The following is a 15,848-nucleotide window of genomic DNA, read 5'->3' as shown; positions in this document are numbered from 1 at the left end:
TATGGACGGCAATCAGCATGAAATCGACCGGTCGGCTCGGCACAGGATCGCCATCGTCGGTCTGTCCGCCCTGTTTCCCAAGTCGCGCAATCTGCGCGAGTTCTGGGGCAACGTCGTGGAGGCGGCGGACTGCATCCAAGACGTACCCGCCACACACTGGCGGCCCGAGGACTACTACGACTCCGATCCCACGGCGGAGGACAAGACCTACTGCCGGCGCGGCGGATTCCTGCCCGAGATCGGCTTCGACCCCCTGGAGTTCGGTCTTCCGCCGAATATCCTCGAAGTGACCGATGTCCTGCAGCTGCTCAGCCTGGTTGTGGCGCGGGAGGTGCTGGGGGACGCCGGCTGCCCGGGCGCGTCCTGGTACGACCCCTCCCGGACCGGGGTGATCCTCGGGATCACCGGTTCGAACTCCCTCACCCAGCCGCTCTCGGCCCGGCTGCAGACGCCCGTGCTGAAGGAGGTCGTTCGAAGCTGCGGGCTGACCGAGCGCGACGCGGAGGAGATCGCCGAGAAGTTCAAGAAGGCCTACATTCCCTGGCAGGAGAACTCGTTTCCGGGAATGCTCGGCAACGTCGTGGCCGGCCGCATCGCCAACCGGTTCGACCTGGGCGGCCTGAACTGCACCGTGGACGCCGCGTGCGCCAGTTCCCTGGCGGCCGTGCGGATGGCAGCGTCCGAGCTTGCCGAGGGCCGCGCCGACCTGATGATCACCGGCGGCTGTGACACCGAGAACACGATCATGTCGTTCATGTGCTTCAGCAAGACTCCGGCGCTGTCCAAATCGGGGCAGATCCGTCCCTTCGACGAGGCTGCGGACGGCACGCTGATCGGTGAAGGCATCGGCATGCTGGCGCTGAAGCGGCTGGCCGACGCAGAGCGCGATAACGACCGAATCTATGCGGTGCTGCGCGGTATCGGAACGGGCAGCGACGGCCGGTTCAAAAGCATCTACGCGCCTCGGTCCGAGGGCCAGCAGCGCACACTGGACCGCGCCTACGCGGACGCGGACTGCTCGCCCGATTCGGTGGAGCTGATCGAGGCCCACGGCACCGGCACCGTGGCGGGTGACCGCACCGAGCTTGCGGCCTTGCGCGAGGTGTACAGCGCGGCCACCGAGGAGAAGCAGTTCGCCGCCCTCGGCAGCGTCAAGTCCCAGATCGGCCACACCAAGGCGGCCGCCGGAGCAGCCGGGCTCATCAAACTGGCCCTCGCCCTGCATCACAAGGTGCTACCGCCCACGATCAATGTCGAGCGGCCCACCCAGGCGATCCGATTCGACCAGACGCCGTTCTATGTGAACACCGAGTCGCGTCCTTGGGTGCGTCACCCGGGCCGCCCGCGCCGCCGCGCGGCCATATCCTCGTTCGGGTTCGGCGGCACCAACTTTCACTGCGTGCTGGAGGAGCACGACGCGCTCGGGCATGATGTCCCAGCTCTGCACCCGACCGCTCGCGCTTACCTGTGGCACGCCGAAAACCACGAGGCCCTGTGCGCGCGACTCGCGGAAGGCGCACCGGCGGCGCCCGACGAGGAAGAGATCCCCGCCGCCCATACTCGTCTGGGCTTCGTCGCCCGCACCGACGCCGAGGCGACCGGTTTGCGCGAGCAGGCGCTGGCCACGCTGCGGGCCCGCGGCGATATCGAGGAGTGGACGCATCCCAAGGGGGTTTACTACCGGCGCCGGGCCCGCGGCCGCGATGAGAAGGTGGCGGCGCTCTTCGCCGGCCAGGGCAGCCAGTACGTCAATATGGGCCGCGAGGCCGCCCTCGCCGTACCCCCGATCCGGGCGGCTTTCGACCGAGCCAACGAGCAGTTCATCGGCGATACCCCGCTGTCGCGGATCGTCTTCCCGGTCCCGGTCTTCGAGGCGGCCGACCGGGACGAGCAAGAGGCGCTGCTGCGGCAGACCGAGTTCGCACAGCCGGCCATCGGCGCGCTGTCCAGCGGGCAGCACCGGTTCCTGAGCGCGCTCGGCTTCTCCGCGCACGGGTTCCTCGGCCACAGTTTCGGGGAACTCACCGCGCTGTGGGCCGCCGGATGTTTCAGCGACGCCGACTATTACACGCTGGCGCGCGCCCGTGGCCTTGCGATGGCGCCACCGCCGCTGCGTGACGGCCGTTTCGACAGCGGCGCCATGGCGGCGGTCCAAGCGACCCAGGACCGCGTGCGCGAACTGCTCGTCGGCCATCCGGACGTGGACATCTGCAATTACAACACCTCCGACCAGTTCGTCGTGGGGGGCGCCACCGCGGCGGTCGAACGATTTGTCGCCGCCAGCGCGGCCGCCGGCGTGCGGACCAAGCTTTTGCCCGTCGCCGCGGCCTTCCACACCCCTTTGGTCGAACATGCGGTGGAGGCCTTCCGGAAAGCGGTCGAAGAAGTGGAGTTCCGCCCGGGCCGCGGCACCGTCTATGCGAATACCGCGGGGCGCACATATGGCGAGGATCTCGCGGCGAATCGAAGCATCCTGACCGAGCAGTTGCTGCACCCGGTGCATTTCGCCGACCGGATCGAGACCATGTACGCGGACGGTTACCGCATCTTCGTCGAGTTCGGACCCAAGGGCGTGCTGAAGCAGTTCGTATCCCGGATCCTCGGCGACCGGGAGGCCGTCGTCATCAGCCTCGACGGCGGGCCATCCCAGGACAGCGATCTGCGGCTGAAGCAGGCCGCGGTCCAGCTCGCGGTCTGCGGGCTCCCGCTGACCGGGCTGAACCGCTTCACCGGGCCGCCGCCGACCGAGCCGCCGGCAGCCATGAGCATCCCGTTCACCGGGGTCAACCACGTGTCCGAAGGCCGCAGGCGCGAGTACCGCGAAGCGCTGCAGAACGGATACCGGATCAGCGCCCCGGTCAGCGATCAGAAGTTGCGCGAGATACCCGCAGCCGGCCCTTCCTCGCCCGCATCACCGGCCGTGCCGCCACCGGTGCCGCAGCGACCGGCCGTCCCCCCGACCACGACCGCGCCCGCCGCGGAGATCACAGAGTCAACCGTGAGTATTCCGAACGAGCTATCCCCGAACCTGCTGCCCGCATCCTCCGAAACCCTCACCCAATACGCCGCCGACCATCTGACCCTGCATCGCGCCTACCTCGATGGCCAGCTCCAGGTCGCGACCCGTCTGGTCGGACTGCTCGAGCAGCACACGCTGAACGGCGACGGCGACAACGCCCTGATGACCGGCCTTTCCGCAGTCAAGGACCACAGCCTCGCGATCAGCGAGACACACCTGCGCGCACAGCAGGTCCTGCGTGACTTCGCCGCATTGGATCTCGGGCACCGGCCCGATAGCCAGGCGACGACGTCGGCACGTGCGATCGTCGACCTGGCGAATGCCGCAGCAACCCCACCCGACCCCATTCCACCGACGATTCCGATCGTGCCGGCCCCGGAAACGTGGGCCGCCGCGCCCGCCCCGCTCGCCGCCCCTGGTGGCCCTGCTTCCGGTGCGGCCGTCGGTTTGGACGCGGCGTCGGTGCAGTCGGCGTTGTTGGCGATCGTGGCGGACAAGACCGGTTACCCCGTCGAGATGCTGGAGCCCGATATGGATGTCGAGGCCGATCTGGGCATCGATTCCATCAAGCGGGTGGAGATTCTGAGCGGTATGCGGGAGCGCTTTCCGGCTGCTCCGGAGGTCGGTCCGGAGACGTTGGGTGAGCTGCGTACCCTGCGCGACATCACCGATTTCCTGGCCGGAAGCACCCCTACCGAATCACAGACCGCGCCAGAGCCTTCCGGTGAACGTATCGCCGATGCCGAAGCGCCGACCGATGTCCCCATGGCACCGATCGGCCGGACCCGCGTCACCCTGCGAGCCCTGCCCGCGCCCGATCTGCTCGTCTCGGCATACGCCGCGCCGCGCACCGCGCTGGTTGTGGACGATGGGGGTGGTCGCGGCGCGGCACTCAATGCCGCGCTGCGGGAATCCGGCTGGGACGTACAGGTTCTGCGTCTGCCCGGTGTCCACGGGCCGCACGATCCTGACCGCCTCTGGCAGCTGGACGAGTGGCATGAAAACGAGCTCTCCGCGCGGCTGTCGGACATCGTCGCCGCGAGCCAGGGCCTCAGCCTGTGCCTCTATCTGGCCACCGCCGACGCTGCGGACTGGGCCCAGGCCCAGCGGCGCCTGGCGTTCGGGTTGCTCGTCGCCAAACATCTTCAGCGGCCGCTGGAGGATGCGGCGCAGCGCGGGCGCGCGGCGTTCGTCGCCGTCACCGGCCTCGACGGTGCACTGGGCCTGAACGGTTCCGCCACGCCGCCCAACGCTGTGCTCGGCGGCATCGCCGGCATGGTGAAGACACTGGCGATCGAGGCGCCCCGCCTGTTCTGCCGGAACGTCGATATCGCCCCGGCGGTCGACGATGCCGCCGCGGCGGCGCTGGTACTGGCCGAACTGCACGACATCGCCACCGACCCGCCCGAGGTCGGCCTGGACGGCGACCACCGACTGACGTCCGCCCTGGACGACGAATCGGCGCGCTTGGAGGAGGTCGGCCCCGCCGCGCTCGGACCCGACGACGTCCTCGTCGTCACCGGCGGTGCCCGTGGGGTAACCGCGGCGTGCGTGACCGAACTGGCCCGCCGGCACCCGGTCCACCTGGTGCTGCTCGGCCGCACTCGACCCGCGCCCGAGCACACCTGGGCGGCCGGAGTCACCAGTGATGCCGATCTGAAGCACGCGATCTACCAGCACCTGAGCCAGAGCGACGGGAAGCCGACTATCGAACAGGTGAGCCGACTGTTCGGCGAGATCACCGCGCAGCGGCAGATCCGGGCGACTCTGCAAGCCCTGCACGCCGCCGGTGCGACCGCCGAGTATCTGCCGGTCGACATCACCGACCCGGATGCGACCAGCACGGCCCTGGCCCCGTACGCCGACCGCGTCGCCGGCGTCGTCCACGGCGCCGGCGTGCTGGCCGACCGGCTCGTCGCCGACAAGACCCCCCGCGAGATCGAGCGCGTGTTGGCGCCCAAGATCGACGGTTTGCACAATGTGCTGGCCGCGCTGGACAGCCAGCGGCTGCGTCACCTGGTGTTGTTTTCCTCGGTGGCCGGGTTCTTCGGCAACCGAGGGCAATCCGACTACGCCATGGCCAACGAGGCGTTGAATCGCCTGGCGTGCTCGCTCGAGCACGAGCGGCCCGATTGCCGCATCACCTCGATCAACTGGGGCGCCTGGGACGGCGGCATGGTCTCCGATGAGCTACGGACGGTGTTCCGGGCGCGCGGCCTCAGCCTCATCCCGGTCGAGGACGGCGCGGCGATTTTCGCCGACCAATTCGACCGCACCCGAGACCACGACGTCGTGACCGTCATCGGGCCGGCTGCCGGGCTTTCACACCGTGAGCCGCATCGGCCCGTTGGGCGCACGGTCGCCCAACGGCGCATCGCCGGCTTGGGCGCCGATCCGATCATGGAGAGCCACCGGATCGACGGCCACCCGGTGCTGCCCGCGACCGTGGCGCTCGGGTGCATGATCAACGTCGTCGAACAGCTGCACGGCGAACCGGTGGTCGAATGCCGCGATTTCCGGGTCCACAAGGGGGTCGTCTTCGAAGGCACCCAGCCCGAGCGGTTCGAAGTCGAGATGTCACACGAAGCCGCGGGCCACGACGAGGTCGCGATCCGCGGACTGCGGGAGTCGGGCCCGGCTCGACCGCACTATGCCGCCGCTTGCGTCGTCGGAGAGGTCGCGGGCCCCACGGCCACGTCCCATGAGGGGCTGGCCGAGTTACTGGCCGAGACACCCAGCGACTCCGGCAGCGGACCATACGAGGACGGCTCCTTATTCCACGGCCCCACACTGCGCGGCATCACGCGGATTCTCCTCGAGACCCCGGACCGGCTGATTGTGCAGTGCCGGCTGTCCGACCGAACGATCTCGAACGGCGCGTACGAGGGCCGACGGTACAGCCCGGTCCTGGCCGATCTGCTGTTGCAGGCACCACTGCTCTGGGCGCGGCGGATGAAGGACCGTGCAAGCCTGCCCGTCGGTATCGAGCGAGTCGACCTGTTGGACCGGCTGCCACACGACGAGCCCTTCGTACTCGTCGTCGACCAGATCCACGACAGCGAAACCACAATCACTTGCACGGTGAGTGCGTGTGCTGTCGACGGCCGTGTCCTGCAGCGGTTCGCCGGGGTATCCGTCGTCTGCAGTCCGCAGCTGAAGGCCAAGTTCGCGCCGTCACGACGTGAAGACACCGACGCAGCCTGATGCCACCGAGATCTCAGAGAAAGGGCCACATTCCATGGCCACAACCGAGGTGACCACGTCGTCGATCGTCGGCATGGCCTGCCACATCGGCCCACTGGAGAACCTGGACGACTTCGAGCAGGCCGTGCATGCGGGCGAGTCGATGTGCCGCATGCTGCCCACACGGCACAGGTCCGCCGATGCGCGGCGGCGACTGCTGTCACATGTCGCCGACTCCGCGCTGCGAGACGCGGGATTCGACCGCGACGCAGGTGCGGCGGCACCGCGCCGGATCGCAGTGCTGATCGTCCACGACGGCACCGACGACGCTGTCGATATGAACGAAAAGCACGGGCCCGCAGGCGATCTCATGGCCAATCAGGTGTGCGCCGACCTGAACTTCAACGGGCCAGCATCGACCATCGTGACCGACAGCGCCGGCGGCGTCGCCGCGCTGCAGACCGCCGCCCGGCTGCTGATCGACGAGACCATCGAAGCGGTCCTCGTCGGTGCCGTGAATGTCGCTTTCGAAGTCGGCCTCGAGGACCGGCAGATCGGCGAGGGAGCGGTCGTTCTCGTGCTCACACGACCGGCACGCACACCGGCACGCCGGGAATACGCCCAGATCGAGGCCGTCAGTACCCGGCGCTCGATCGACGCAGAGCCGCGGCGCACGGTCTCGGCCGAGCTCGAGGTCATGCGCCAGACCGCGAGAGAGGCGCTTGCTCGCGCGGGCATAACGGCCGCCGACGTGTCCTACCTCGAAGCACACGCCAGCGAGATCCGCGGCGAGGAGAACGGCGAGATCCAGGCCCTCGCATCGGTGTATTCCGCGGATGGCGCGGGCGCGGACTCGTGTGCGCTGGGCAGTGTCCAGGAGATCGTCGGCGACGCCGGGACGGCGTCGGCGCTGCTGGGCGTGGTCAAAGCGGCGTTATGCCTCTACCACCGCTACCTGCCCGGCTCGCCGGCCGGGCGTGCGGGCGGCCCCGAACACCGGCCGGCGATGGACGCCTCGGTCTTCTACATCCCCGCACAGTCGCGACCCTGGCTGCGCGAGTCCTCCACACGCCGGCGCTACGCGGCGGTCAACGCGCTCGGTTCCGGCGGGCACAGCCATATCGTCCTGTCGAGCAGGTGGCCGGCGGTGGCCGAGCGGCCGGCCACCTGGGCCCGCGGTGGTGGGCACCTGCTCCTGCCCATCGGGGCGGACGACCTGCCCGGCCTGCTCGCCGACTTGACGCGCTGGCGCGAGCTGCTGGAGGACGCGTGTGACGCCCACGCGCTCGTCCGGGAGGCCGCGGCGGCGCTGGGGGAGTCACGGTTGCGGGTCGTGCTGGTTGCCGCTCACCGCGAGACGCTGCTACGCGAGGTGGAGCGCGCGATAGGCGACCTGCCTTCGGTGTGGGAGCAAGCCGGGGAGTGGACCACACCGGCCGGTAGCTACTTCACCGCCCGCCCGATCGGCGCGAAAGGCAAGGTCGCGTTCGTCTATCCCGGCGCCTTCAACGCGTACCTGGGTCTGGGCCAGAACCTGTTCCGCATCTTTCCGGACCTGCTCAGCTGGTTCGAGGATCAGGTGTCGCGGCCCTCGGAGCAGTTCCGCGACCGAATCCTCTACCCGCGCGGCAGCGCTCTCGGCCGCCGCCAGCTCATGGCCCGGGAGGCGGAGCTGCTCGCGGACATTCCCGCGATGCTCGAGGTCGGCATCCAGTTCGCGATGTTCCACACCAAGCTGCTGCTCGGGATGCTCGGAGTCCCGCACGGCGCGTTCGGATACAGCCTGGGCGAAACGAGCATGATGTTCGCGACCGGTGTCTGGCGGTTGAGCGCCCGGGACGATGCCAGGACCAGCCGCACTCCGATCTTCCGCGACCGGATCGGCGGCCCGAAACACACCGTGCGACAGCTGTGGAACCTGCCCGAGTCGGTAGCGGACGCCGACGTGTGGGCCACCCATGTGCTGCTCGCTGATGCGGCGATCGTGCGCGAGGTCCTCGCCGGCTTCGACCGTGTCTATCTCACCCACGTCAACACGCCCCGAGAAGTGGTCATCGCCGGCGACCCCGAACAGTGTCGCCGAGTGATCGAGGCCGTCGGCGGCCGGGCGGCGCGAGCCCCGGCCAACCATGTCCTGCACTGCCCGGTTGTGGACGGCGAGCTCGCCGAGTTGGCCGAGCTGCATCGCTACCCGACCGGTGAGCGACTCCCGGTGGAGCTGCTGTCCGCGTGCGCATACGACCGGATCGAGGCGCTCGACTCCGACACACTCGCCCAGGACATCGCCAGAACGCTGGCGGGCACCGTCGATTTTCCCCGTCTGGTCCGCGCCGCGTACGACCGTGGCTATCGGTGCTTCGTCGAGGTCGGACCGGGCGCGACCTGCACCCGCTGGATCAACGCGACGCTCGAGGGCGAGATCCACCTCGCGGTCGCCGTGGACCGTCGGGGCGCGAGCACCGGCGCCGCCCTCAGCCAGGCGTTGGCGCGGCTGCTCGGCCACGGGCTTCCAGTTGATCTGAGCGTCCTCTACGAGTCGCCGGCTCCGCCCGCCACCGAACCCCCCGACGCTGCTATCGATGTAAAGGCACCTCCACCCATGATCACCGAGCCGGTCGTCACCTGCCCTGACCTGATCACCTTCGAGGGCGAGCCCTTCGGCTACGTTCCCTCGACACCGGCCCCGCCCTCCGAGCCGGTCGAGGCTCCGACACCTCTGCCACGCCTCGTCCCCCCGCCGCCGCGGCAGCCATCGCCCGCCATCGGGGAAACACGAGCGCAGAGTCTGCTCCGAGAGCTACGTGAACAGGTGCTCGCTACCCACCTGATGGCGATGCAGGCCCAACAAGCCCTGCAACACAGCATGGTGGCGGCACTCGAGCGGCAGGTGAACGGCTCGGTCGACCCACAGGGCTCGGTCGCTCCGCAGCCGCTCGACCAAGCATCGCCGGATCTGCCTGCCCGAGGCACGGCGCCAGGCGTCATCTGGGACGAGAAGGACGTGCTGGAATTCGCGAACGGGAGCGTCGCGGCCGTCTTCGGGCCCCAGTTCGCGCCGATCGACGGCTACGCCACCCGCGTCCGGCTGCCCCAGCCCCCGTACATGTTCGTCACCCGCGTGACCGAGCTCGAAGCGACAACCGGCCGCTTCGAACCCTCCTTCATTCGCGCCGAGTACGACGTGCCGCGTGACGCCTGGTACACGGTGGACGGGCAGGTGCCGGCCGCCGTGGCGGCCGAGGCCGCCGGCCAGTCCAAGTTCCTACTCCTCGGTTACCTGGGCATCGACTTTCGCAACCAGGGCAGCCGGGTGTACCGGGTGCTCGGCGGCACGCTGAAATTCCATCGCGAGCTGCCGCACGAGGGCCAGACCCTGCGCTACGACCTATGGATCGACCGCTTCGTATGGAACGGCGACACCCCGCTGGTCTTCTTCCATTGCCGAGGCTATGTCGACGACGAGCTCCTGCTCGAACTCGAGAATGCGGGCGCGGGATTCTTCACCGAGGCCGAACTCAACGTGCCGGGTGGCGTGGTGACCAGCGATTCCGAAGACCGCCGCCGCGCGAAGCCGACCCGCACCTCCTTCAAGCCGTTGGCATACACCGCCAGGCAGCACATCGGGCCCACCGACCTGGACCTGCTGGCCGGTGGCCAGGTAGCCCAGGTGTTCGGCGCGCCATACGACCAGGACGGCTGCAATCCCTCCCTGCGCCTGACCGGTCAGCGGCTGCGCATGGTCGATGAGGTCACCGTTCTCGACCGGTGCGGTGGGCGGCGCGGGCTCGGGTCGCTCACCGCCGTCAAGCGCCTCACACCGGACGACTGGTACTTCCGTTGCCACTTCAGGGACGACCCGGTGGTCCCCGGGTCCTTGCTGGGCGCAGGGTGCGTGCAGATCCTGCAGGTCTACGCCCTCTACCTGGGCTTGCAGCTGTGCCTGCCCGACGCCCGGTTCCAGCCGATGACCGGCCTGCAGACACAGGTGAAGGTCCGCGGGCAGATCACACCGGACTGCCGGATGCTGCGGTACGAGGCCGATATCACCGAAGTGACCCTGGTGCCGCGGCCGACCGTGATCGCCGACATCCTGATCTACGACGGGGACCGGCCGCTGACCAGCATAAGGAACCTCGGCATCCAGCTGCGGGAGAAACCGGGCACCCCGTACCGGCCCGAGACCGGTGGCATCCCAACGGCGTTCCTCGGCCGCACGAACGAGCGCGGCGAGCGTGCGCTCACCAACGAACTGCACATGGCGCACCTGGGTAAGGGCGATCTGGTCATCGCCATGGGCCCGGAGTTCGAGATCTACCGAGACAGCCGCACCCCGCACTTCCCGAACGGGGATCTTCAGTGCGTCGACCGGATCATGACACTGCAGGGCACCCGGAGGCAGCTGCTGCCGGGGGCGACCATGAGCGCGGAGTACGACTCCCCGGCGGACGCCTGGTACTACCGCGACAACTCATATCCCTCGATGCCCAACTGCATATATATGGAGACGGCGCTGCAAGGCGCGTTCCTGCTCGGCTACTACCTGGGCGCCACGCTGGACCAACCGGGCGAACAGTTCAGCTTCCGCAATCTCGACGGCCGCGCGACGCTGGTCGAGGACATCGACCTGCGCGGCAAAACCATCAGGCAACGCTCGCGGCTGTTGACGAGCCACGCCATGCCCGGAACCGTCCTGCAGAACTTCTCCTTCGACTTGTCGGTCGATGGGCAGGTCTGCTACGTCGGTGAAGCACTCGGCGGCTACTTCAACGAGCGGGCGCTGGCCCATCAGATCGGCTTGGATTCCGGCACATGCGTCGCCCCCTGGTTGGATCGCCAGGACAGCGCTCCGGAAACCGTGCACCGGATCGATCTCGGCACCGACCCCGCTCCCTACGGTGGGGACGGCGCTCACCTCGAACTGGCCGATGGACAGCTGCGCCTGGTCGACCGGGTGGACATCGTTCCGGGTGGTGGTGACTTCCACGCCGGCTACCTGCGCGGATACCGCCAGATCCGACCCGATGAGTGGTACTTCGACTATCACTTCCACCGTGACCCGGTGATGCCGGGCTCGCTCGGCGTGGAGGCGATAATCCAGGCGCTACAGCTCTACGTCATGCAGACGGGGCTGGCCGAGGGGATTGCCCGGCCGCGCTTCGCGATGGCCCGGGGAGTGGAGATGTCGTGGAAATACCGGGGCCAGATCCTGCGCGAGAACCGCGATATGGACTTCGAGGCCCACATCAAGGAGGTCCGGCGCGAAGACGACCGGTTGCTCGTCATCGCCGAGGCGAACCTTTGGAAATCGGGCATGCGGATCTATGAAGTGCACGACGTGGCGGTCGAGGTGCGGCCCACGGACTGGAAGGGGGAACGGTCATGACCATCGCACCCGAGTGGATGTCCGCCCGGGACGTCGATGGGATCCGCCAAGTCCTCGCCGACCTGGAACAACCCTGCTATGTGGTCCGCGGGGCCGAGGGCATCGGCGTGGCCAGCGCTGAGCCGCCACTTGGACGTCCGTACCAGGTGCTCGCGGCCGCCGGGCCGCTCCCACCCGCGCGGCTCGGCTCGCAGGCCTTCCTGCGGCATCACGGCGTCCGCTTCCCGTACATGTCGGGCGCCATGGCAGGCGGTATCGCCTCAGAAGATCTGGTCATCGCGCTGGCCGCCAACGGCTACCTGGCCTCTTTCGGCGCAGCCGGCCTGCTTCCGGATCGCATCGAGGCCGCGCTACAACGGTTCCAGCGCGAGATTCCGGGGCTGCCCTACGCCTGCAACCTCATCCACAGCCCGGCGGAGGAAGGGTTGGAACGCGCAGCCGTCGAGCTCTACCTGCGTTTCGACGTGCGGTGCGTGGAGGCCTCGGCGTACCTGGGTCTCACTCGGCACATCGTGCGATACCGGGTCGCCGGGCTCGCCCGTGACCCGCATGGCCGGATCGTCGCCGGCCACCGGGTGATCGCCAAGCTCTCGCGGGCCGAGGTGGCTGAGCAGTTCATGCGCCCCGCCCCCGCGGCGATCGTCGCCGAGCTCGTCCGGGACGGGTTGATCACGGCCGATCAGGCCGAACTCGCCCGGCAGGTGCCGATGGCCGACGACATCACCGTGGAGGCCGACTCCGGCGGGCACACCGACCGCCGCCCCCTGCCTGCGCTGCTTCCCGCCGTCCTCATGCTGCGTGATCGGGTCGAACGCGAGCAGGGGTACGCGACACCGATCCGGGTCGGTGCCGCCGGGGGGATCGGGACGCCGCAGGCAGTCTGCGCTGCCTTCGCCGCTGGCGCGGCATACGTGGTCACCGGGTCGGTGAACCAGTCCTGCCGGGAGTCGGGGGCCTCGTCGGCGACCAAGGCCATGCTCGCCGCGGCCGCCATCACCGACTGTGAGATGGCCCCGGCCGCGGACATGTTCGAACTCGGGGTGCAGCTACAGGTGCTGCGCAAGGGCACGCTGTTCCCGATGCGAGCCAGGCGCCTGTACGAGCTGTACTGCGCCTACGACGGCATCGACGCGCTGCCCGCAGACGAGCGTCACAAACTGGAGACCCAGTTCTTCCGCCGTCCGCTCGAGCACGTGTGGCAAGAAACCGTCGCCTATTTCGAACAGCGCGACCCGGCGCAACTGGAGCGGGCCAGCGGCAGTGAGAAACGCCGCATGGCTCTGATCTTCCGCTGGTACCTGGGCATGTCCTCGCGCTGGTCCGGTCTCGGCCAGCCGGACCGGGTGGCGGACTATCAGATCTGGTGCGGCCCGGCGATGGGCAGCTTCAACGACTGGGTGCGCGGCAGCTATCTGGAACCACCGGAGAACCGTCGTGTCGTGGCGGTGGCCCACCACCTCATGCACGGTGCGGCATACCTGAGTCGCGTCATGCAGCTACGTTTCGCGGGGGTCGGGCTGCCCAGCCGCTGCCTCGACTACCGGTTGACGCCGATCGAATCCCTGGGACAGTGAACGGCGCCCGAACCGTGGCCCCTTCACCCCTGCGGTGCCATCCGTTGTGCTCGGCGGTACCTGCGGATCCGCCCCGATCGCCAGGCGCCGACCGCCCCCGCGCCGCCGGCGAGCACGCCGAGAACAACACAGGTCACCAGCGTGGCGAGGGTCGGCTGGCGTCCGGCCAGCACCCACAGCAGCCCGACGATCGCGATGGCGAGCACGCCACTCGCCCCGGCCAGTCCCAGGCCCGCGCCGATCCGGCTGCGGCCGTGCCGCAATGACCGCGCATTCGACTCGAGATAGGCGATGCCGAACAAGAGGAGCAGGACGTTACCGACGGCTACCGCCGTGGTCGTCGCCGACTGCGTGGTTTGCACGGGAAAACGCCAGAACGCCACGGTTGTGCCGCCCGAAAGCAGGGTGATTCTGCCGGTAAACCGCCCCGCGACCAGATACCGGTTGACCAGGGAAGGCAAGGTCGCGGCGAATGTCGGTCCGCTCTCGACCAGCGGCGCTGTCTGCTGCCCCACTGTCGTACCGAGTACTTGCAGTTCGATGCGTACAGCATCCGCTGGGATGGCACCGTTGCTTGTCACGGTCACTGGTATGGACAGATCGAGGTTCACCGGAGTCCCCGTGGTGGGATCCACCCCTGCGACCGTGACCGAGCCTGGTGGCACAGTGCCGTCGGACGAGGGTGTGCCCGGCGCGATGAACGCGATGACCATTACCAGCAGAGCGAGCAGTGCCGCGGCGATCAGCGGACCGCGCGCAGGCCTGAGCTTGATCACCGCCTGGATCGGCACCAACTCGTCGCGAGCGATGTCGGCCAACCGCGGACCGGCGTCTTCGGATGTGATCACCGGTCTCACCATCGTGGTCGACGTTCGGCCGACACCGCGAGTGGCTGCAAAAGATGACGTGCTCGACTCGGATCTGCTGGTGGGCGGGGTCGACGGTTCGGCTCCACCGCTGGCGGCCGACGCGATCGTGTCGGCGCCGATCACCGAGATCCCCGGCCCGGACAGCCAGCCGGGGCCCCAGCTTTCCGTGCATGCCTGCGCGAGCGCGACGCCGAAGTCCTCGGCGGTGGCGTACCGCATCGCCGGATTGGTGGCGAGCCCGCGCATCACCACCTCCGCTATCGGTTCGGGAACGGTCGGGGCTCGCTCGGACAGTGGTGTCGGAGCCTCGTATGCGTGCTTGAAGAGCGTCGCCATGCTGTCAGTGCCGCGCGGGAACGGCAGCTCGCCGGCCAGCAGTTCGTAAAGCATTGTGGCGGTCGCGTACACGTCGGTCGCCGGTGTGAGCGGTTCACCGCGCGCTTGCTCGGGTGCGATGTAGGAGGGCGTGCCGATGACCACGCTGGTTCGCGTTGCCAGGGTTTCATTTCCGCCGATCACCTTGGCGATGCCGAAGTCGGTGACCTTGAGGGAGCCGGTGGCAGCGAACATGAGGTTCGCCGGCTTGATGTCGCGGTGCAGAATGCCACGATCATGTGCGGCCTGCAGGCCGGCGGCGCAGGCCAGTGCCACCGCGGCGGCGGAGGGTGCGTCGAATCCCTCGGAGGTGAACCGAGTCCATACCGTTCCACCGGGTAAGAGCTCCATCACCAGCAGGCACAAGTCGGCGTGCTCGACGAAGTCGTACACGGGTACGACGTGCGGGTGGTCGATGGACGCCAGCAGCCGAGCCTCGGCCAGGAAACGGCGCTTGACCACGGGATCGGCGGAAAACTGACTCGGGATCTCCTTGATCGCGACCGGGCGTCCGAGCTGACGGTGATGGCCGGAAAATACCAATCCGCATCCGCCCCGGCCGAGTGGCTCGCCCACGTCGTAGCCCGGTAATGCCGCACTGACCAATTCGTTCTCGGAGCTCATGATCAGCCCTCCTGATCAAGGCGTTGAATTCATAAAGGCGGCCCGAACCTGTCCACAGCCTGCGCTAGCCGAAACTTCGGGTCTCGAATGTGCGCGATCCCGATTTTCTGCCCGCTCCATCGCTCGACATGAAACATGCGACATCCACAGAATGGCACTTCGCTGCATCCGAGCATAGGGAGGGCGGGGTATCAATGCGCGGATCCCAGGGATTGTTCGAGCTCACCCAGGTGTGCAGTTTTCACTCCTAGGGGCGGTGGTCTGCAGGTTTGCTGCGAATGAGGATTTGTTTATCGACCTTGATCGCCGCCCCTGCGGGCCCTACCTGTTCTGGAAGTCATGTTCCCTCCTATCCCGTCTGATGCACTCGGCACCACAATCGTGAATCCGCCGCCGCGCGGGCAGGCACGCCGCGCGCGTCGCGGGTGCGGGAATTGGCGCCGGCTCGGTTCGGCGGCGAGCCTTATCTGGGCGATGTGCTTGGTCGCACTAATGATCATTGCGGCGCATGAGCTTCCCGGCCCACTCATTGCGGCAACGGCCGACGCCACGCCGCCAGCGGGTGGGTCTCCGGTGTCTGCGGATCCGAATCCTCTGTCCGTGTCGGGCTGTGGCTATTTCTGCCCGGCCGGTCGCGGTGGCGGTGGCGATGGCGGTGGAGGTGGCGGTTCGGGATCCGGTGGTGGTTCGGGTTCCGGTGGCGGTTCGGGAACTGGTGGTGGTTCGGGTTCCGGTGGCGGCTGGGGAACTGGTGGTGGCTCGGGAACTGGTGGTGGTTCGGGTTCCGGTGGCGGCTGGGGAACTGGCGACGGCTCGGGAAC

At 68.3% G+C, this 15,848-nt stretch carries 5 protein-coding genes; 4 read left to right on the top strand and 1 reads right to left on the bottom strand.

Annotated elements, in window-relative coordinates; translation table 11 throughout:
* Position 1: 1 nt before the first annotated feature.
* Genes ACHQ4I_RS27385 through ACHQ4I_RS27375 form a run of 3 tightly spaced genes read left to right on the top strand, consistent with a single transcriptional unit; the run spans position 2 to position 13,159 of the window.
* On the top strand, positions 2–6,223 hold the full coding sequence (locus ACHQ4I_RS27385) for an SDR family NAD(P)-dependent oxidoreductase (protein WP_420774722.1): 6,222 nt from the start codon (positions 2–4) through the stop codon (positions 6,221–6,223).
* 34 nt (positions 6,224–6,257) lie between these two features.
* A complete protein-coding gene (locus tag ACHQ4I_RS27380; RefSeq protein WP_420774721.1) occupies positions 6,258–11,585 on the top strand; it encodes a beta-ketoacyl synthase N-terminal-like domain-containing protein in 5,328 nt (1,775 codons plus the stop codon).
* The gene (locus ACHQ4I_RS27375; protein WP_420774720.1) at positions 11,582–13,159 is read left to right on the top strand and encodes a PfaD family polyunsaturated fatty acid/polyketide biosynthesis protein; all 1,578 of its coding nucleotides are present in this window, start codon (positions 11,582–11,584) and stop codon (positions 13,157–13,159) included. Before ACHQ4I_RS27380 ends, ACHQ4I_RS27375 begins: the two co-directional genes overlap by 4 nt.
* Positions 13,160–13,182: 23 nt before the next feature.
* On the opposite strand, the gene ACHQ4I_RS27370 is transcribed toward ACHQ4I_RS27375, so the two are convergent.
* Positions 13,183–15,027 carry a serine/threonine-protein kinase gene (locus tag ACHQ4I_RS27370; protein ID WP_420774719.1) on the bottom strand — a complete coding sequence of 615 codons (1,845 nt, stop codon included), beginning with the start codon at positions 15,025–15,027 and terminating at the stop codon, positions 13,183–13,185.
* A gap of 610 nt (positions 15,028–15,637) precedes the next feature.
* Between ACHQ4I_RS27370 and ACHQ4I_RS27365 the strand changes: the two genes are divergently transcribed.
* Positions 15,638–15,848 (top strand): hypothetical protein (locus ACHQ4I_RS27365; RefSeq protein ID WP_420774718.1); only part of this gene is annotated, 211 nt, incomplete at its 3' end.

Origin of the sequence: Nocardia nepalensis, assembly GCF_048910785.1 — a bacterium.
GTDB lineage: Bacteria > Actinomycetota > Actinomycetes > Mycobacteriales > Mycobacteriaceae > Nocardia > Nocardia nepalensis.
This window is presented reverse-complemented; position numbering and strand designations above follow the sequence as displayed.